We start from the raw sequence: 18,419 nt of genomic DNA on the forward strand, positions 1-18,419 counted from the left end.
CGCAGGCCGGGTAAGACGCGAAGCGGCACCATCCGGCATCCCAGACTTACACAGGCAACGTTTTCAGCAGCGCAAAGGCCTCTTTCATGCGGTCTTCACTGACGACAAACGCACACAGCTGGCCCTCGTCGTTCATCCCTCTGGCAACCATTCCCTGCGCTTCGGCGGCGATGTGCCAGTTTAGATCGCGGCGCTGGGTTTCCCCGGCCAAATGCAGAGGCAGTTCTGGCGTTTTGACTTTTACCAGCATGGCTGGCAGTTTCAATGGCGCATTGCCGCCGAGCAGGTTTTTCGCCAGATACATGGCGCTCAGCTGAATCGGCTGCAGGAACGGGAGCACCTGACCGTTAATCTCCGCACAGTCGCCGAGAGCAAAAATGTCCGGGTGGCTGGTTTGCAGGTAGCTATCGACGCAGACGCCACGATTGATGTTCAATCCGGCACGACGCGCCAGTGCGGTCTCCGGGCGTAAACCGGTGGCGGCGATCACCGCATCGACTTCTACGCTGCGGCTACGATCGAGCGTGGCACAAATACCTGACGCCGTTTTCTCCAGCCCCTGAAGCTGTGATTTCAACAGCAGGTGTACGCCCATATCGGTCAGACGATGCTGTAAGCGACTGCTGACTTCCGGCGGCATCAGCGAAGCCAGAATGCTGGCGGCGTTGTCGATAAGCGTTACCGCTTTACCGGCACGACAGAAATCCATCGCCAGTTCACTGCCAATCAAGCCGCCGCCGACAATCAGTACCCGCTGGGCATCACGCAGCTGTGTTTCACAAGCGCGATACTCTTGTTGGCTGTTCAATGTGAGCATTAACTCACGTCCGGTAACCGGCGGTACAAAGGCTGACGCGCCTGTCGCCAGCACCAGTTTGTCGTACTGCCACTGCTGATCCTGGCTTTTCACTACGTGGGCATCAGCATCGATGTCGGTTACCCAGGTGTGCGGAAACAGACGCAAATTAAACTGTTCGGCAAACTCCCCCGCCGACTGGCGGGTGAGGTCGTCTGCACGCTGTGACTGACTGATAACATGGCTGAGATCGGGCTTGTTGTACTCATCCATGCTGTCCGCAGCAATCAGGGTCAGCGGGACATTTGCATCCTGCTTACGGATATTTTTGACTAACTGGCGGGCGGCGAAGCCCGAACCAATAATGACAATTCCGCGGCTCATTTTGCCTCCGTTGCCAGGACGTCGAAGACGTCTTTACCTAATGAACATTCCGGGCACAGGAAGTTATCCGGCACGTCGCTCCACGGTGTTCCCGGCGCGACATCCTGCAGCGGTTCACCTTTTGCCGGGTCGTAAATCCACTGGCACACGCTGCACTGCATGCTAGGTCCAAGATCGGCGGCAGCCGCAGCGGCGCAAGCGCATTCTTCTTCTTTGGATGCGGCTTTCACGGTTGTTTCCGGCAGTGGCGCAAGCGCCCACTGACGCGCGATTTCACGGCCGTGCTGGCGGCATAGTTCCAGTGCATCCAGGTCCGGACGCCATTTCGCCTTCAGGCTCAGCGACATTTCGAAACCAGCATCCTGCAAACGCGTAGACAAACGGTCTACTGCGCCGCCGCTCCAGCCGTGTGAGCCAAAGGCGCTGGCGCGTTTGTTACGAAAACGCAGGCCGGTCATCTCTTCCACCAAACCGGCGATTTTTGGCATCATCACGTTGTTCATCGTCGAAGTACCGACCAGCACGCCTTTAGAGCGGAAGACGTTAGTCAGAACTTCGTTCTTATCGCTACGGGCGACGTTAAAGATTTTCACTGCCACGTTCGGGTCAACTTCGTTGATGCCCTGGGCTATGGCGTCCGCCATCATGCGGGTGTTGTTGGACATGGTGTCGTAGAAAATGGTGATGCGGTCTTCCTGATAATCCGCCGCCCATTTCAGGTACATTTCCACGATTTGCGTCGGGTTGTCGCGCCATACCACGCCGTGGGAAGTAGCAATCATATCGACAGGCAGGTTGAAGCCGAGGATCTCAGTAATTTTCGGTGTAACCAGACGGCTGAACGGCGTCAGAATGTTGGCGTAGTAACGCTGGCACTGTTCGAACAGTTCGGTCTGGTCAACTTCGTCGTTAAACAGACGTTCGTCGCAGTAGTGCTGGCCGAAGGCGTCGTTACTGAACAGCACCGCGTCGCCGGTCATGTAGGTCATCATGCTGTCAGGCCAGTGCAGCATTGGCGTTTCAACGAAGATCAGCTGTTTGCCGTTTCCAATGTCCAGTGAATCACCGGTTTTCACCACGTTGAAATTCCACTCCGGGTGATGGTGATGCCCGTTGATGGAGTCAATGGCGTTGGCTGTGCAGTAAATCGGCGTGTCCGGGATGCAGGACATCAGTTCAGTCAGCGCCCCGGCATGGTCTTCTTCCGCATGGTTAATGATGATGTAGTCGATATCCGCGAGGTCAATTTCACTGCGCAGATTCTGTACGAATTCACGGCTAAACTTGTGGTCTACTGTATCGATCAGGACATTTTTTTCTTCACGGATGAGATAGCTGTTGTAGCTGCTGCCGCGCAGCGTTTTGTATTCAGTCCCGTGGAAATCACGAACTTCCCAGTCACGTTGGCCAACCCAATGAATGTTATTTTTAACCAGAATAGACATAGCAACCTCAGTAATTAATTCAGCGTTTTTCTAAAAAAGATGTTTTGCTTATTGCAGGTTGCGTGCCAACTTTTTATCTTTTTGATTTTAATGGTTTTATTGTTTTCTGCTTATTAAGTGGTAGTCAAAATGACTATTCATTTTATTGTCAATATGACAATATGAATTGTCAAAATGACAATGAGGTAGTCATGAGCTTTTCCGTAGACGTGCTGGCGGGCATCGCCATTGAATTACAAAGCGGTATTGGACATCAGGACCGTTTTCAACGTCTGATAACCACTTTGCGTCAGGTGCTGGAGTGCGACGCGTCGGCACTGCTGCGCTATGAGTCGCGACAGTTTATTCCGCTGGCGATCGATGGGCTGGCGCAGGATGTTCTCGGCAGACGCTTTACTCTGGAAGGGCATCCGCGTCTGGAGGCGATTGCCCGCGCTGGAGACGTGGTTCGTTTCCCTGCCGACAGCGATTTGCCAGACCCATATGATGGTCTGATTCCGGGGCAGGAGAGTCTGAAGGTGCATGCCTGTATTGGGCTGCCGTTGTTCGCCGGTCAAAATTTGATTGGTGCGTTAACCCTGGATGGCATGGAGCCCGATCAGTTCGATGTTTTCAGCGATGAGGAGCTTAGGCTGATTGCCGCGCTGGCGGCGGGTGCGCTGAGCAATGCGCTGCTGATTGAACAACTGGAAAGCCAGAATATGCTGCCAGGTTCGTCAACCAACTTTGAGCAGGTGACGGAAACCCAGATGATTGGCCTGTCGCCCAATATGATGCAGTTGAAAAAAGAAATTGAGATTGTGGCGGGGTCCGATCTCAACGTGCTGATTAGCGGCGAAACAGGAACCGGGAAGGAGCTGGTGGCTAAAGCTATCCATGAAGGTTCGCCGCGCGCGGTGAATCCACTGGTGTATCTGAACTGCGCGGCGTTGCCGGAAACCGTAGCCGAAAGTGAGCTGTTTGGTCACGTAAAAGGCGCGTTTACCGGGGCTATCAGCAATCGTAGCGGTAAGTTTGAAATGGCCGACAATGGGACGCTGTTTCTCGACGAGATAGGCGAACTCTCGCTGGCGCTACAGGCTAAGCTGCTGCGCGTATTGCAGTACGGCGATATTCAGCGCGTGGGTGACGATCGCAGCCTGCGCGTGGATGTGCGGGTGCTGGCGGCAACGAACCGTGATTTACGCGAAGAGGTGCTGGCCGGGAATTTCCGCGCGGATTTGTTCCACCGTCTGAGCGTCTTCCCCCTTTTTGTACCGCCTCTTCGTGAGCGCGGCGAAGATGTGGTGCTGCTGGCCGGCTATTTTTGCGAGCAATGCCGACTGCGGCTGGGTCTTTCCCGCGTGGTGCTAAGCCCCGGTGCGCGTAGCCATCTGCTGAATTACGGCTGGCCCGGAAACGTGCGCGAGCTGGAACATGCCATTCACCGGGCGGTTGTTCTGGCCCGGGCTACCAGGGCAGGGGATGAAGTGGTGCTGGAGGCGCAGCATTTTGCCTTGCAGGATGAAGGTCCGGCTCCGCAGGTGGCGGAAGTTGTTGCGGAGATCCCACAACATCACAATCTGCGTGAAGCAACAGAGTCGTTCCAGCGGGAGATGATCCGCCGGGCACTGGCGCAAAATAATCACAGTTGGGCGGCAAGTGCGCGGGCGCTGGAAACAGACGTTGCCAACCTGCACCGGCTGGCGAAACGTCTGGGTCTGAAGGATTAGATAATACCGGCCTGATAGAAATCCTGCAGGTTGATAGCACCGGTGAGTTTACCGTTTTCATCGACCACCGGTGCGGCAGTGATTTTACGCTTCATCAGGATCTCTTTGGCGTCAATCGCGCGGCTCTGCGCCTGCAGCGTAATGCCATTCTGAGTCATAGCTTCGCTAACCTGGGTGGTGAGCGCTCCGCCGCCAACCAGCCAGCGGCGCAGGTCACCGTCGGTAAAGACCCCTTTCACCAGTGACTGGTCGTCGCAGACCGCGACCAGGCCAAGACCCGTGCGGCTGAGTTCCAGCATCGCGTCCATAACGCTGGTGGTGAGCTTCACCTGAGGTATGGCATCGTCACGGCGCATCAGATGATGCACTTTATTTAACAGACGAGCGCCCAGCGCACCTGCCGGATGTGAGCGGGCAAAATCTTCTTCGTTAAAGCCGCGCGCCTGCATTACGGCGATCGCCAGCGCGTCGCCCATCATCAACGTATTTACGGTGCTGGACGTCGGTGCCAGGCGCATCGGACAGGCTTCGCGCTCAACGGAAATATCCAGCACGGCTTTGGCTGCCAGACCCAACGGTGAGGTCGGTTTTCCGGTCATTGCCAGCAGTGCGACGGATTTGTCTTCCAGGCGTGGGATGATGAGATCCAGCTCTTTCGCACCGCCGGAGTAGGAGATAAACAGCATGACATCACGGCTTTCGATCATCCCTAAGTCGCCGTGCAGCGCTTCCGCCGGATGCACAAAAAAGGCGGGCGTGCCGGTACTGGCGAGGGTCGCCGCAATTTTTTTGCCAATATGACCTGATTTACCAATACCGGAGACAATGACTTTGCCTTCACAGTGGATAATCGTATTGGCGGCGCGGACAAAATCATCGCCCAGGCGTTCTGGCAGTCGGCTGGCTTCCTGTAGTTCCAGCATTAACGTCTGACGGCCCGCGTTCAGTAGTGCATCACTCATTGGTTTCTCCGGTTATGATCACTTCAATCCCTTTTGCTTCCAGCGCCTGACGAAACGCAGGGTCGATGCCCGCATCGGTAATCAGCTTGTCGACGCTTTCCAGACTGCATACAACATTAGGGCTTTTGCGCCCAAATTTTGACGAGTCAGCCATCAGAATCACTTCGCGAGCGGCATTGCACATCGCTTTACTGACGCTAAACACCTCATTAAAGGTGGTCACGCCGGCATTGAGGTCAATGCCGTCGGTGCCCATAAAGAGTTTATCAAAGCTGAACTGCTCAAAGGCGTTTTCTGCCAGCTGACCGTGAAATGACGCAGATTTTTTGCGAAAGGTCCCGCCGGGCATCAGGATAGTTTGCTCGTTGTCCAGCTCCGAAAGGGCGTTAACAATGTGCAGACTGTTGGTCATGACGGTGATGTTGCTAAAGCGCGTGAGCATCGGCACCATCTGCAGTACGGTGCTACCCGCATCCAGAATAATAGAGTCGCCATCGTGTATAAAACGGACGGCGGCTTCGGCAATCTGCTCTTTTTTATGCGTATTGATTAGCGTTTTGTGATCGATTGGCGGGTCGGATTCGTCTTTATTTAATACCACACCGCCATAGGTACGAATGACGGTTCCGGCATTTTCCAGAATGACCAGGTCTTTGCGAATGGTCGTGCCGGTCGTGTCAAAGTAGTGGGCCAGTTCTTCAACCGAGCATTTGCCCTGCTTTTGCAGATGCTCCAGTATGGCAGCCTGACGCTGACGAGGTTTCATAGGCGTGATTACCCTGACTTAATAAGTTGCAAAATGATAATTTCGCAAGCTATTAGCATTCACAACGAAATTACCCATGTTTCAGTTTAAGCGCCAATGATAGTGCATTCTGTGATAACGGATCATGGGGAAAGATCACATCAGGCTGTAAATCATCAAGATGTTTGCCCATTATCGTGGCAATTTTGCCTGGTCGGGCGAATACCGTAAGACCTTTCATAAATAACGTGTCGGTCACCCGTTGCTGCTCATCCAGCGCAATGGCTACCACCACGCGCGGTTTAAAACGCCCACCGGAGCGACCAACACCAACCCGACCTTGCTGGCAGAGTTGATCGAACGCCTGGTTAAAGCGGGATATTTGCCAGCCACCAAGCGCCAGTTGCAGGCACCAGGCGATAGCGGCGACGGTAATCAGTGCGGAAACCATTATGTACTCCTTTGATTTTGCCGGATAAGCGCAGCCGCCATCCGGCAATTCAACATTAAAACATCACCTGACCGCCGGTCACGTTGATGGACTGCCCGGTGCAGTAAGAGGCTTTTGGACTGGCGTAAAACAGCAGCATGTTCAGTACGTCCTGATAATCGCAGCCGCGTTTAAGCGGAACCTTATCAATGTAGTACTGCTCCACTTCGTCTGGCTTAAGGCCCAGCTTGGTCGCATATTGCGGTAATAACGACTGAAACATTGGTGATTTCAGTAGGTTGCCGAGCATCAGCGAATGTACGGTGATCCCGTACTCCGCCAGATCCAGCGCCAGCGACTGGGTTAAGCCCACGCCGCCAAATTTTGCCGCGCTGTAGCCTGAATTGTGTTTGCTGCCCACTTTCCCTGATTTTGAGTTGATCTGGATAATGCGTCCCTGCACGCCATCGCGGATCATCAGGCGTGAAAATTCACGAGCACAGAGGAAGTAGCCGACCAGATTGACCTGCAGCGAGCGGTCGAAATCCCCAAGCTGAAAGTCGCTGATAAACGCGGCTTTAGCGATACCCGCACTGTAAACCAGCAGATCGACACGACCGAATATTTCATCCACTCCGCGCGACAGCGCCAGCACGCTCTGTTCGCTGGTGGCATCTGCGCCAAAACCGTACGCGGTACCTTCGCCAAACTCGGCGTTAATTTCTTGCGCGACGTTGGCAGCTTTATCGCTTTGAATATCCACCACCGCGACGCGGTATCCTTCTGTCGCAAGCCCACGGCAAAGGAATGCCCCCAGGGTCTGGCCTCCACCAATGACAACGGCAACCTGATTCATTTTTATCTCCTTCAATCTTAAGCAACAAACTTCAAAATACAGCCCGGGGTGATACCGTCCGGGACGGGGCCCGCAACGTGTACAGTGCCGGGGAATTCCGCTTCGCTCTGCCCGTCAAAGCGCAGGGTGATATGCCCGAGTTCACGTAAGTTTTGTTCCGCCACGCTGCCAACGGCTGTGACCGGGTAGTGGTGCTGGCCCAGTTCAAACTGGATCCCTGCTTGTAAAGAGCCGTTCAGGTCCCCGTGGCAATGGATGTAACAAAACTCTTCGATATCCGCTGGCGCGCCTTCACGAAAGGTAATCAGCATCTGGTCGCACAGTGCATCCGGGGCGCTCTGGCCGATACGGGTAATGGTGGTTTGATAAATTACGGTCATTTTTGAATGCCCCTTATTGGTAAATAAAGCCAGAAACAAACCAGGCGATGAGAACGGTAGGTGCGCCGGTCAGAAAACGGCTCACCAGTACGGATGGCACGCCGACGCGAACAGTGTCCTGACGCGCTTCGGCCAGCGACAACCCAACCGGAATAAAGTCACATGCAGCCTGGGCGTTAATGGCGAACAGGGCAGGTAGTGCAAGATGCGGAGGAATGTTCCCCAGACCAATCTGTACACCGATCAGCACGCCGATAACCTGGGCGATAACCGCACCGGGGCCGAGGAAAGGCGACAGCAGCGGGAAAGAGCAGATCAGCGCCAGAGTAACCAGTCCCAACGGATGGCTGGCCAGCGGCGCGAGTCCATGGGCAATCCAGTCTCCCAGACCCGAAGCCATAATGATGCCGATCAGTGCCGAGACGAACGCCATAAATGGCAGAATAGTTTTCAGGACGGTATCGATGGTGTCACGTCCGGACTGGAACAGAACCGCAACGGCTGAACCCATGCCCATTCCCACTTTTGCCAACAGGCCGTCGCTTTGTTCGGTAATCTTTTTACTGGTGTCGTAATCGCGACCGATAGTGCTGCTTGCAGGTTGCGGCGCAGCGGATGCCTCGCCGACAATCGTGATGTTTTCTTCTTTCACGCCAGAGACATAGATATCTTCGACAATGTACTGAGCCAGCGGGCCGGATTTACCCGTAGCGTGAATATTCACCGTCGGTATACGGCGTTTGGGATAGATCCCACAGCGCAGCGTGCCGCCGCAGTCGATGATCGCCACACCAATTTCGTTCTCCGGTGGCTCGCCCTCTTTGAAGCCATCAACTGCCTGCCAACCGGTCAGGCTTGCTATCCTGTCGACTATTGCGGGGCGAGTTCCTGCGGTGATATAGACAATTTTCTTGCCCGGAATGGCATCCAGTTCAAGGGGGCCACCCCAGCCGCCGGTGCCTTTTTCAATACGAATACGTGTCATGATGTTGCTCCCGCCAGATGCACCTTCTGTTCAAGTTGAATGCCCATTTTTTTCTCGAAGATAGTGGTGGTGAAATCGGTCACCCAGCCGCGGAAGAAGTTAGTCACCAAACCGACCAGCAGGTAGCTCACCGCCAGTGGGCCAAGCGGAAGCCCCAGCGTGGTCAGGCCGCTGGCGATCCCCAGATAGACAAAGAGTTCGCCGGGGTTGATGTGCGGGAATAAGCCGTTCATGGAATGGCAACTGTAAGAGGCGGCGGCGTAGTAGCTGGGCTTGTATTTTTCTGGCATAAAGCGACCCAGACTCAGCGTCATCGGGTTACAAAATACAAATGTGCCGATGCACGGCAGCAGCAAATAGCGGGACAGTGGATTTCCGGCGCAGCGCTGAGCAAAACGTTCAATACGCTGCTGGCCGATAAAGTTAATCAGCGCATTCATGATGACCAGCAGGCTAATCAGCAGGGGAAGAATACCGGTCACCATACCGGTAAACACTTCTCCGCCTTTCTGGAACAGCCCGATAAACCACTCAGCACCGAGTGTGATGGTGTCGATCATTATTCTCTCCTGTAGGGATTTTAGTTATCTTGCCAAACGGTGGCTAATTTTAATCAGATCGAAAGATATAAAAGTGTTATTTTGATCTCAAAATGAAAGATAAATATTTTAATTTGAAAGTTATTGCGTGAAAGCTCGCAAATGTGAAGGTCAGAGATGAAAGGGGATGTAAATTCTGTGAAGGAGAGCGACTACCGCTTCCTTGTATGGCGGAGGATGCTTTACCATACTTCTCCCAGGCTGAATTTGTTTAATGGATGTCTCATGTTCAAGCGTCGTTATGTAGCGTTACTCCCCCTTTTCGTACTGCTCGCTGCCTGTAGCAGCAAACCTAAACCTTCAGAGACTCAAACGACTACGGGTGCGCCATCCGGCGGCTTCCTGCTTGAGCCACAGCACAACGTCATGCAAACGGGCGGTGATTTTGCCAATAATCCGAACGCGCAGCAGTTCATCGAAAAAATGGTCAACAAGCACGGCTTTGACCGCCAGCAGTTGCAGGAGATCCTGTCGCAGGCCAAGCGTCTGGACTCGGTATTGCGTTTGATGGACCGCCAGGCACCGACGACTCAACCGCCAGCCGGTCCTAACGGCGCATGGCTGCGCTACCGCAAACAGTTCATCACGCCTGACAACGTGCAAAATGGTGTGGCCTTCTGGAATCAATATGAAGATGCGCTGAACCGCGCGTGGCAGGTCTATGGTGTTCCGCCGGAAATTATCGTTGGCATTATCGGCGTTGAAACGCGTTGGGGCCGCGTGATGGGTAAAACGCGGATTCTGGATGCGCTGGCGACGCTGTCGTTTAACTATCCTCGTCGTGCGGAATACTTCTCTGGTGAACTGGAAACCTTCCTGCTGATGGCGCGAGATGAAAGCGACGATCCGCTCGATTTGAAAGGTTCTTTTGCCGGCGCGATGGGCTACGGCCAGTTTATGCCGTCTTCCTATAAGCAATATGCCGTTGATTTTAATGGTGATGGCCACATTAACCTGTGGGATCCGGTTGATGCCATCGGTAGCGTGGCGAATTACTTCAAGGGCCACGGCTGGGTGAAAGGCGATACGGTCGCGGTGCCGGCAAATGGTCAGGCACCTGGGCTGGCGAACGGCTTTAAAACCCAGTACAGCATTTCTCAGCTTGCTGCGGCGGGTCTGACACCACAGCAGTCGTTGGGTAATCATCAGCAGGCCAGCCTGCTGCGCCTGGATATTGGTACCGGCTATCAATACTGGTATGGGCTGCCGAACTTCTACACCATCACCCGCTACAACCACAGTACCCACTACGCGATGGCCGTGTGGCAGTTGGGTCAGGCGGTCGCGCTGGCGCGCGTGCAGTAATCGCTCCACCGGCCTACAGGAAGAAATCTCTTGTAGGCCGGATAAGATGCCCTGACATTGTCATCCGGCAGGTCTTATTAATGCAACGGAGCAATTTTTGGAATCCCCCTCGTAAAACGTTCTCTCCATCCCCACATTGGTTATGAAAGTGCTATCTTGTCCGGCATATTTTTTAACTGACAGAGGCTGAAATGACCGACAGTGAACTGATGCAGTTAAGTGAGCAGGTTGGCCTGGCGCTGAAAGCGCGTGGGGCGACCGTTACGACGGCGGAGTCCTGCACCGGCGGCTGGGTGGCCAAAGCGATTACGGATATTGCCGGAAGCTCCGCCTGGTTTGAACGCGGGTTTGTGACCTACAGCAACGAAGCCAAAGCACAGATGATAGGCGTGCGCGAAGAGACGCTGGCCCAGCATGGGGCGGTGAGCGAGCCTGTAGTGGTGGAGATGGCGATTGGCGCGCTAAAAGCTGCCCGCGCGCATTTCGCGGTCTCGATCAGCGGTATTGCCGGGCCGGATGGCGGCAGTGAAGAAAAGCCCGTGGGTACCGTATGGTTCGCCTTTGCCAGCGCGAGCGGCGAGGGGATTACGCGTCGGGAATGCTTCAGCGGCGATCGCGACGCGGTACGTCGACAGGCGACCGTCTACGCGTTACAAACCCTGTGGCAACAATTTCTACAAAATACTTGATACTGTATGAGCATACAGTATAATTGCCTCAACAGAACATTATCTATCACGTTTCGCGGTTTAACCCGAAAGCGGCATGACAGGAGTAATTAATGGCTATCGACGAAAACAAACAGAAAGCGTTGGCTGCAGCGCTGGGTCAGATCGAAAAGCAATTCGGTAAAGGCTCCATCATGCGCCTGGGTGAAGACCGCTCCATGGATGTGGAAACTATCTCCACCGGTTCGCTTTCTCTGGATATCGCATTGGGCGCGGGCGGTTTGCCAATGGGCCGTATCGTCGAAATCTACGGGCCTGAATCCTCCGGTAAAACAACGCTGACCCTGCAGGTTATTGCCGCTGCGCAGCGTGAAGGTAAAACCTGTGCATTTATCGATGCGGAACACGCGCTGGATCCGGTCTATGCCCGTAAGCTTGGCGTTGATATCGACAACCTGCTGTGTTCTCAGCCGGATACCGGTGAACAAGCGCTGGAAATCTGTGATGCGCTGGCGCGCTCCGGTGCGGTTGACGTTATCGTTGTCGACTCCGTTGCCGCATTGACGCCGAAGGCAGAAATCGAAGGTGAGATTGGCGACTCTCACATGGGCCTTGCGGCGCGTATGATGAGCCAGGCGATGCGTAAGCTGGCCGGTAACCTGAAGCAGTCCAACACGCTGCTGATTTTCATCAACCAGATCCGTATGAAGATTGGCGTTATGTTTGGTAACCCGGAAACCACCACCGGTGGTAACGCCCTGAAATTCTATGCGTCTGTTCGTCTGGATATCCGTCGTATTGGCGCGGTGAAAGAAGGCGACAATGTGGTCGGCAGCGAAACCCGCGTTAAGGTTGTGAAAAACAAAATTGCAGCACCGTTCAAACAGGCTGAATTCCAGATCCTTTACGGTGAAGGCATCAACTTCTACGGCGAACTGGTTGACCTGGGCGTGAAAGAGAAGCTGATTGAAAAAGCCGGTGCATGGTACAGCTACAACGGTGAGAAAATCGGTCAGGGTAAAGCGAATGCGACCAACTGGCTGAAAGAAAACCCGTCAACTGCGAAAGAAATTGAGAAGAAATTACGTGAGTTACTGCTCAATAACCAGGATTCAACGCCTGATTTCTCCGTTGATGACAGCGGCGAAGACGTAAAAGAAACGAACGAAGATTTCTGATAATCTGTTTTGAATCGCATGTTGTGAATCACATATAGTAAAGGGCTGCATATCATGCAGCCCTTTTTCATTTCTGAAGGCTTACTATGACAGAAGCAACTTCCCGCCGTTCTGCTTATTCCCGACTGCTTGACCGTGCCGTACGCATTCTGGCGATGCGCGACCACAGCGAGCAGGAACTGCGGCGCAAGCTGGCCGCTCCGGTGATGGGGAAAAATGGACCAGAAGAAATTGATGCCACGCCGGAGGATTACGACAAGGTCATCGCCTGGTGTATTGAAAGTCGTTATCTGGATGATGATCGTTTCGTGCAGCAGTTTATCGCCAGCCGTAGCCGCAAAGGTTATGGACCAGCCCGAGTGCGCCAGGAATTAAACCAAAAAGGGATCGCACGTGAAGCTATCGAGCGGGCCATGCGTGAGTGCGAAATTGACTGGGCAGTGCTTGCACGCGAGCAGGCCATTCGTAAGTACGGTGAACCTTTACCTGTCGATTTTTCAGATAAGATAAAGGTCCAGCGTTTTTTGCTCTATCGCGGCTATCTGATGGAAGATATTCAGGCAATATGGCGAAATTTTGACGATTGACCGCATACGGGATTTTACTTCCCAGTAAAGAAAACTTATCTTATTCCCACTTTTCGATTGCCAGAGGCGCAGTTTGCGTGCCGATGCTGGTAATGACATTTCGTTAGCTTGATTTCTTCAGGATAATTATGAGCAAGAGCACCGCTGAGATCCGTCAGGCGTTTCTCGATTTTTTCCATAGTAAAGGACACCAGGTAGTTGCCAGCAGCTCCCTGGTACCGAACAATGACCCTACTTTGTTGTTTACCAACGCCGGGATGAACCAGTTCAAGGATGTTTTCCTTGGCCTCGACAAGCGTAATTATTCCCGCGCAACCACCTCGCAGCGTTGTGTACGTGCGGGCGGTAAGCACAATGACCTGGAAAACGTCGGTTACACTGCACGTCACCACACTTTCTTCGAAATGCTGGGCAACTTCAGCTTCGGCGATTACTTCAAACACGACGCTATTCAATATGCATGGGAACTGCTGACCGGTGAAAACTGGTTTGCCCTGCCAAAAGAGCGTCTGTGGGTAACCGTCTATGAAACTGACGATGAAGCCTATGAAATCTGGGAAAAAGAAGTCGGTATTCCGCGCGAACGTATCATCCGTATCGGTGATAACAAAGGTGCGGCTTATGCTTCAGACAACTTCTGGCAGATGGGTGATACCGGTCCTTGCGGTCCATGTACCGAAATTTTCTACGACCACGGCGACCATATCTGGGGTGGACCTCCGGGAAGCGCAGAAGAAGATGGGGATCGCTACATTGAGATCTGGAACATCGTCTTCATGCAGTTCAACCGTCAGGCTGACGGCACCATGGAACCGCTGCCGAAACCGTCCGTGGATACCGGTATGGGTCTGGAGCGTATTGCGGCCGTGCTGCAACACGTTAACTCCAACTATGAAATCGACCTGTTCCGCTCACTGATTGAATCCGTGGCGAAAGTCACTGGCGCAACCGATCTGAGCAACAAGTCTCTGCGCGTTATCGCCGACCATATCCGTTCCTGTGCATTCCTGATTGCCGATGGCGTTGTGCCGTCGAATGAAAACCGTGGCTATGTGCTGCGCCGTATCATTCGTCGCGCGGTACGTCATGGCAACATGCTGGGCGCGAAGGATACCTTCTTCTACAAGCTGGTTGGTCCGTTGGTGGACGTCATGGGCTCTGCAGGTGAAGAACTGAAGCGTCAGCAGGTTATGGTTGAACAGGTTCTGAAAACCGAAGAAGAGCAGTTTGCGCGTACTCTGGAGCGTGGTCTGGCGCTGCTGGACGAAGAACTGGCAAAACTGTCTGGCGATACGCTGGATGGCGAAACCGCATTCCGTCTGTATGACACCTACGGTTTCCCGGTTGACCTGACGGCAGACGTTTGCCGCGAGCGTAACATTAAGGTTGATGAAGCGGGCTTTGAAGCTGCAATGGAAGAACAGCGCCGTCGTGCGCGTGAAGCCAGCGGTTTTGGCGCAGACTACAATGCGATGATTCGCGTTGATGGCGCCTCTGAATTTAAAGGCTACGAGCACCTGGAACTGAACGGCAAAGTGACCGCGCTGTTTGTTGATGGTAAAGCGGTAGACGCAATTAACGCAGGTCAGGATGCCGTTGTCGTACTGGATCAGACGCCGTTCTATGCGGAATCTGGTGGTCAGGTTGGCGACAAGGGTGAGCTGAAAGGCGCAGGCTTCGCGTTTGCCGTTAGCGACACGCAGAAATATGGCCAGGCCATTGGTCACATTGGCAAGCTGTCTGCGGGTTCTCTGAAAATTGGTGATGCGGTACAGGCTGATGTGGATGAAGCCCGTCGTGCGCGTATTCGTTTGAACCACTCCGCAACGCACCTGATGCACGCAGCGCTGCGCCAGGTTCTGGGCACACATGTGGCACAGAAAGGTTCGTTGGTTAACGATAAACTGCTGCGCTTCGACTTCTCTCATACCGAAGCAATGAAGCCTGCTGAAATCCGTGCCGTTGAAGATCTGGTGAACGCGCAAATCCGTCGCAACTTGCCGATTGAAACGAACATCATGGATCTCGAAGCGGCAAAAGCCAAAGGCGCAATGGCACTGTTTGGCGAGAAATATGACGACCATGTGCGCGTTCTGAGCATGGGTGATTTCTCTACCGAATTGTGTGGCGGTACTCACGCCAGCCGTACGGGTGATATCGGTCTGTTCCGCATTGTGTCCGAGTCAGGTACTGCGGCAGGCGTTCGTCGTATTGAAGCCGTAACCGGTGAAGGTGCTATCCAAACCGTGCATGCTGAGAGCGATCGCTTAAGCGATGTTGCGCAGCTGCTGAAAGGCGATAGCCAGAATATCGGTGACAAAGTTCGTTCCGTGCTGGAGCGTACTCGTCAACTGGAAAAAGAATTGCAGCAATTGAAGGAACAGGCTGCGGCGCAGGAGAGTGCAAATCTTTCCAGCAAAGCGGTTGATATCAACGGCGTGAAGCTGCTGGTCAGCGAACTCGCGGACGTTGAGCCGAAAATGTTGCGTACCATGGTTGATGATCTGAAAAATCAACTGGGGTCTACCGTTATCGTTCTGGCAACGGTAGTGGAAGGTAAGGTTTCTCTGATTGCGGGTGTGTCTAAGGACGTGACAGATCGCGTGAAAGCAGGGGAACTGGTTGGAATGGTCGCTCAGCAGGTCGGCGGTAAGGGTGGCGGTCGTCCGGACATGGCGCAAGCCGGTGGTACGGATGCAGCGGCTCTGCCTGCAGCGTTAGCCAGTGTGAAAGGCTGGGTCAGCGCAAAACTGTAATAATTATAAGCGTAAGTCGACGCTGCGGACTTCAATCCGCAGCGTTTGAATCAACGCTATCGACAACGATAAAGTCAGGTTGAAGTTGTGTATATCGGCTAAACTTAGGTTTAACAGAATGTGATGCCGTGACTGCTTACACTTAGGTGTTTGTCATCGCTTACTTTTTGGCGTTATATGATGGATAATGCCGGGATACAGAGAGACCCGACTCTTTTAATCTTTCAAGGAGCAAAGAATGCTGATTCTGACTCGTCGAGTTGGTGAGACCCTCATGATAGGCGATGAGGTCACCGTGACAGTTTTAGGGGTGAAGGGCAACCAGGTGCGCATTGGCGTAAACGCCCCGAAAGAAGTTTCTGTCCATCGTGAAGAGATCTACCAGCGTATCCAGGCTGAAAAATCCCAGCAGTCCAGTTACTAAGGTTTTCGCGTCTCACCTTTCTGGTGAGGCGCAACCTGATTGAGTTACTCTTTTTCTTCTCTTTTCTTCTTCGTCTTCCCCATTTTTTCGATTCCACTGCGCGTAATGCCTTTTCCTGCGAAGTTTCCGTTTGTTCACTCCTTCAGAAAATTGCCAATTTATCTGTTGATAAAACACTCTTTTTGCCGTTTTTGCAGACTAATTGCGCGTGAAATGTGCAAACGATAAAAGCTCTGGAAAAATTGTTTGACTTATAAGTCCCAGAAAGTAATATGTGCGCCACGCAGCGACGATGAGCAGAAACAAGTTCTTCGAAGCACTCGCAAGAGGCGTGTTGGTGAGGTGGCCGAGAGGCTGAAGGCGCTCCCCTGCTAAGGGAGTATGCGGTCAAAAGCTGCATCCGGGGTTCGAATCCCCGCCTCACCGCCATTTGCATCCGTAGCTCAGCTGGATAGAGTACTCGGCTACGAACCGAGCGGTCGGAGGTTCGAATCCTCCCGGATGCACCATATTACTTGATAGCGCTTTAGCAGTGCCATCAAATCTGCAGTAAAGTAAGTTTCCCTGATGCATCCGTAGCTCAGCTGGATAGAGTACTCGGCTACGAACCGAGCGGTCGGAGGTTCGAATCCTCCCGGATGCACCATCTCTTACTTGATATCGCTTATCACGATATCAATATCGGCAGTAAAGCAAGTTTTCCGATGCATCCGTAGCTCAGCTGGATAGAGTACTCGGCTACGAACCGAGCGGTCGGAGGTTCGAATCCTCCCGGATGCACCATATTCTCCGAGATAACAGCAAAACTGTTGTTTCATGGTCTGCGAGATAATCGCGAGCACCAGGGAGGATAACGTTGCTTCAGCAACGGCCCGCAGGGCGAGGCGCAGCCGAGTAATCCTCCCGGATGCACCATCTTCTTCGCAGTATCAGTAGTAATCAGCAATTCCCGATGCATCCGTAGCTCAGCTGGATAGAGTACTCGGCTACGAACCGAGCGGTCGGAGGTTCGAATCCTCCCGGATGCACCATCTTGTCCCTCCCTCTAAATCATTTCCACATACTCTCTGAACACCCCTCAATTCGCTGTCAGCGACAAAATCAATCAATTACGATAAAATAACGTCTGGTCACTCGGCTTGTGAGAAGACGATGTACGAACGTTATGCGGGTTTGATTTTTGATATGGATGGTACCATCCTGGATACCGAGCCTACGCATCGTAAGGCGTGGCATGAGGTATTGGGGCATTATGGACTACGGTTTGATGAACATGCCATGGTCGCTCTCAATGGTTCCCCAACGTGGCGTATTGCGCAGTCGGTAATTGAATTGAACCATGCCGATCTTGATCCTCATGCACTGGCACGTGAAAAAACCGACAAGGTGAGAAGCATGCTGCTGGATAGCGTCCAGCCTTTGCCGTTGGTTGATGTCGTGAAAGCCTGGCATGGTCGTCGTCCTATGTCGGTAGGTACGGGTAGTGAAAGCGCAATTGCAGAAGCGCTGCTCGCTCACCTTGGTCTGCGTCACTATTTTGATGCTGTAGTCGCAGCCGATCACGTACAACACCATAAACCGGCTCCTGATACGTTTTTGCTTTGTGCCGAACGTATGGGGGTTGTTCCGGCTCGCTGCGTCGTGTTTGAAGATGCCGATTTTGGAATACAGGCGGCGCATGCCGCGGGAATGGATGCCGTGGATGTCCGGTTATTGTGAGTGATGGACTGTCGCTCCTGTCACTGTTTGCCAGCAGTTTTCTCAGTGCCACGCTATTACCCGGCAATTCTGAAGTTGTTCTGGTTGCTTTGTTGGTTTCCGGGGTCAGTCATCCCTGGGTCTTAGTCTTAACAGCAACAATGGGTAATAGCCTTGGAGGGTTAACTAACGTTATCCTTGGGCGTTTCTTTCCATTGCGTAAAACATCGCGCTGGCAAGAAAAAGCCACAGGCTGGTTGCGGCGCTATGGCGCTGTCACACTATTATTAAGCTGGATGCCGGTTGTGGGGGATTTGCTGTGCCTGTTAGCCGGGTGGATGCGCATCTCGTGGGGCCCAGTTCTCTTTTTCTTATGCCTTGGCAAGGCGCTGCGCTATGTTGTTGTCGCAGCGGTTACGACACAAGGCATTATGTGGTGGCACTAATTGTGTTGTGGGATAGCCTTCAGGGTAACCAATACCATTATGCTAATTAAAACGATTTTGACA

General features: G+C 53.2%; 18 protein-coding genes and 5 tRNA genes. 14 read left to right on the plus strand and 9 right to left on the minus strand.

Annotated elements, in window-relative coordinates; all coding sequences use genetic code 11:
- Window positions 1–46: 46 nt before the first annotated feature.
- Both norW and norV read right to left on the minus strand, forming a co-directional pair.
- On the minus strand, window positions 47–1,180 hold the full coding sequence (gene norW / locus BZK40_RS04455) for an NADH:flavorubredoxin reductase NorW (protein ID WP_079934228.1): 1,134 nt from the start codon (window positions 1,178–1,180) through the stop codon (window positions 47–49).
- Window positions 1,177–2,625: an anaerobic nitric oxide reductase flavorubredoxin gene (gene norV / locus BZK40_RS04460; protein WP_008785624.1), complete on the minus strand. Its 1,449-nt coding sequence runs from the start codon at window positions 2,623–2,625 to the stop codon at window positions 1,177–1,179. Before norV ends, norW begins: the two co-directional genes overlap by 4 nt.
- A gap of 191 nt (window positions 2,626–2,816) precedes the next feature.
- On the opposite strand from norV, the gene norR reads away from it, so the two are divergent.
- On the plus strand, window positions 2,817–4,337 hold the full coding sequence (norR, locus tag BZK40_RS04465; RefSeq protein ID WP_079934229.1) for a nitric oxide reductase transcriptional regulator NorR: 1,521 nt from the start codon (window positions 2,817–2,819) through the stop codon (window positions 4,335–4,337).
- Here norR and gutQ read toward each other — a convergent pair.
- The 7 genes from gutQ to srlA all read right to left on the minus strand — a co-directional run bounded on the left by gutQ (window position 4,334) and on the right by srlA (window position 9,255).
- Window positions 4,334–5,299, minus strand: coding sequence for an arabinose-5-phosphate isomerase GutQ (gutQ, locus tag BZK40_RS04470; protein ID WP_003825938.1), 966 nt, complete (start codon window positions 5,297–5,299; stop codon window positions 4,334–4,336). The two genes, norR and gutQ, sit on opposite strands and share 4 nt — an antisense overlap.
- Window positions 5,292–6,065: a glucitol operon DNA-binding transcriptional repressor SrlR gene (srlR, locus tag BZK40_RS04475; protein ID WP_003037350.1), complete on the minus strand. Its 774-nt coding sequence runs from the start codon at window positions 6,063–6,065 to the stop codon at window positions 5,292–5,294. Before srlR ends, gutQ begins: the two co-directional genes overlap by 8 nt.
- Before the next feature lie 70 nt (window positions 6,066–6,135).
- Window positions 6,136–6,495 (minus strand): transcriptional regulator GutM, encoded by a 360-nt coding sequence (gene gutM, locus BZK40_RS04480; RefSeq protein WP_079934230.1) that lies wholly within the window; start codon window positions 6,493–6,495, stop codon window positions 6,136–6,138.
- Window positions 6,496–6,550: 55 nt separating this feature from the next.
- Window positions 6,551–7,330: a sorbitol-6-phosphate dehydrogenase gene (gene srlD / locus BZK40_RS04485; protein ID WP_003037345.1), complete on the minus strand. Its 780-nt coding sequence runs from the start codon at window positions 7,328–7,330 to the stop codon at window positions 6,551–6,553.
- Between the two features lie 17 nt (window positions 7,331–7,347).
- Window positions 7,348–7,710: a PTS glucitol/sorbitol transporter subunit IIA gene (gene srlB, locus BZK40_RS04490; RefSeq protein ID WP_079934231.1), complete on the minus strand. Its 363-nt coding sequence runs from the start codon at window positions 7,708–7,710 to the stop codon at window positions 7,348–7,350.
- Between the two features lie 13 nt (window positions 7,711–7,723).
- Complete coding sequence (gene srlE / locus BZK40_RS04495; protein ID WP_008785620.1) at window positions 7,724–8,695, minus strand: PTS glucitol/sorbitol transporter subunit IIB; 972 nt, start codon at window positions 8,693–8,695, stop codon at window positions 7,724–7,726.
- Window positions 8,692–9,255, minus strand: coding sequence for a PTS glucitol/sorbitol transporter subunit IIC (srlA, locus tag BZK40_RS04500; protein ID WP_003037339.1), 564 nt, complete (start codon window positions 9,253–9,255; stop codon window positions 8,692–8,694). The genes srlE and srlA overlap by 4 nt, the downstream gene beginning before the upstream one ends.
- 264 nt (window positions 9,256–9,519) lie before the next feature.
- Between srlA and mltB the strand changes: the two genes are divergently transcribed.
- From mltB to BZK40_RS04565, 13 genes are all read left to right on the plus strand, one after another.
- Complete coding sequence (mltB, locus tag BZK40_RS04505; RefSeq protein WP_003037336.1) at window positions 9,520–10,599, plus strand: lytic murein transglycosylase B; 1,080 nt, start codon at window positions 9,520–9,522, stop codon at window positions 10,597–10,599.
- Window positions 10,600–10,790: 191 nt separating this feature from the next.
- Window positions 10,791–11,288 carry a nicotinamide-nucleotide amidase gene (pncC, locus tag BZK40_RS04510; RefSeq protein WP_048225249.1) on the plus strand — a complete coding sequence of 166 codons (498 nt, stop codon included), beginning with the start codon at window positions 10,791–10,793 and terminating at the stop codon, window positions 11,286–11,288.
- A gap of 92 nt (window positions 11,289–11,380) precedes the next feature.
- A complete protein-coding gene (gene recA / locus BZK40_RS04515) occupies window positions 11,381–12,445 on the plus strand; it encodes a recombinase RecA (RefSeq protein ID WP_057068120.1) in 1,065 nt (354 codons plus the stop codon).
- 86 nt (window positions 12,446–12,531) lie between these two features.
- On the plus strand, window positions 12,532–13,032 hold the full coding sequence (recX, locus tag BZK40_RS04520; RefSeq protein ID WP_008785618.1) for a recombination regulator RecX: 501 nt from the start codon (window positions 12,532–12,534) through the stop codon (window positions 13,030–13,032).
- A 128-nt stretch (window positions 13,033–13,160) separates the two neighbouring features.
- The gene (gene alaS / locus BZK40_RS04525) at window positions 13,161–15,788 is read left to right on the plus strand and encodes an alanine--tRNA ligase (protein WP_008785617.1); all 2,628 of its coding nucleotides are present in this window, start codon (window positions 13,161–13,163) and stop codon (window positions 15,786–15,788) included.
- A 238-nt stretch (window positions 15,789–16,026) separates the two neighbouring features.
- Window positions 16,027–16,212, plus strand: coding sequence for a carbon storage regulator CsrA (csrA, locus tag BZK40_RS04530; protein ID WP_000906486.1), 186 nt, complete (start codon window positions 16,027–16,029; stop codon window positions 16,210–16,212).
- 336 nt (window positions 16,213–16,548) lie between these two features.
- Window positions 16,549–16,641: transfer RNA gene (locus tag BZK40_RS04535), tRNA-Ser, on the plus strand.
- 3 nt (window positions 16,642–16,644) lie between these two features.
- A tRNA-Arg gene (locus tag BZK40_RS04540) sits at window positions 16,645–16,721 on the plus strand.
- Window positions 16,722–16,781: 60 nt separating this feature from the next.
- Window positions 16,782–16,858 (plus strand) — tRNA-Arg (locus BZK40_RS04545).
- 60 nt (window positions 16,859–16,918) lie between these two features.
- A tRNA-Arg gene (locus BZK40_RS04550) sits at window positions 16,919–16,995 on the plus strand.
- Window positions 16,996–17,166: 171 nt separating this feature from the next.
- A tRNA-Arg gene (locus tag BZK40_RS04555) sits at window positions 17,167–17,243 on the plus strand.
- Window positions 17,244–17,364: 121 nt separating this feature from the next.
- Window positions 17,365–17,931 (plus strand): fructose-1-phosphate/6-phosphogluconate phosphatase, encoded by a 567-nt coding sequence (yqaB, locus tag BZK40_RS04560; RefSeq protein WP_008785616.1) that lies wholly within the window; start codon window positions 17,365–17,367, stop codon window positions 17,929–17,931.
- Window positions 17,928–18,356: a YqaA family protein gene (locus tag BZK40_RS04565; RefSeq protein ID WP_003825961.1), complete on the plus strand. Its 429-nt coding sequence runs from the start codon at window positions 17,928–17,930 to the stop codon at window positions 18,354–18,356. The genes yqaB and BZK40_RS04565 overlap by 4 nt, the downstream gene beginning before the upstream one ends.
- Window positions 18,357–18,419 lie beyond the last annotated feature (63 nt).

The sequence above is a fragment of the Citrobacter portucalensis genome (assembly GCF_002042885.1).
Classification (GTDB): Bacteria; Pseudomonadota; Gammaproteobacteria; order Enterobacterales; family Enterobacteriaceae; genus Citrobacter; species Citrobacter portucalensis.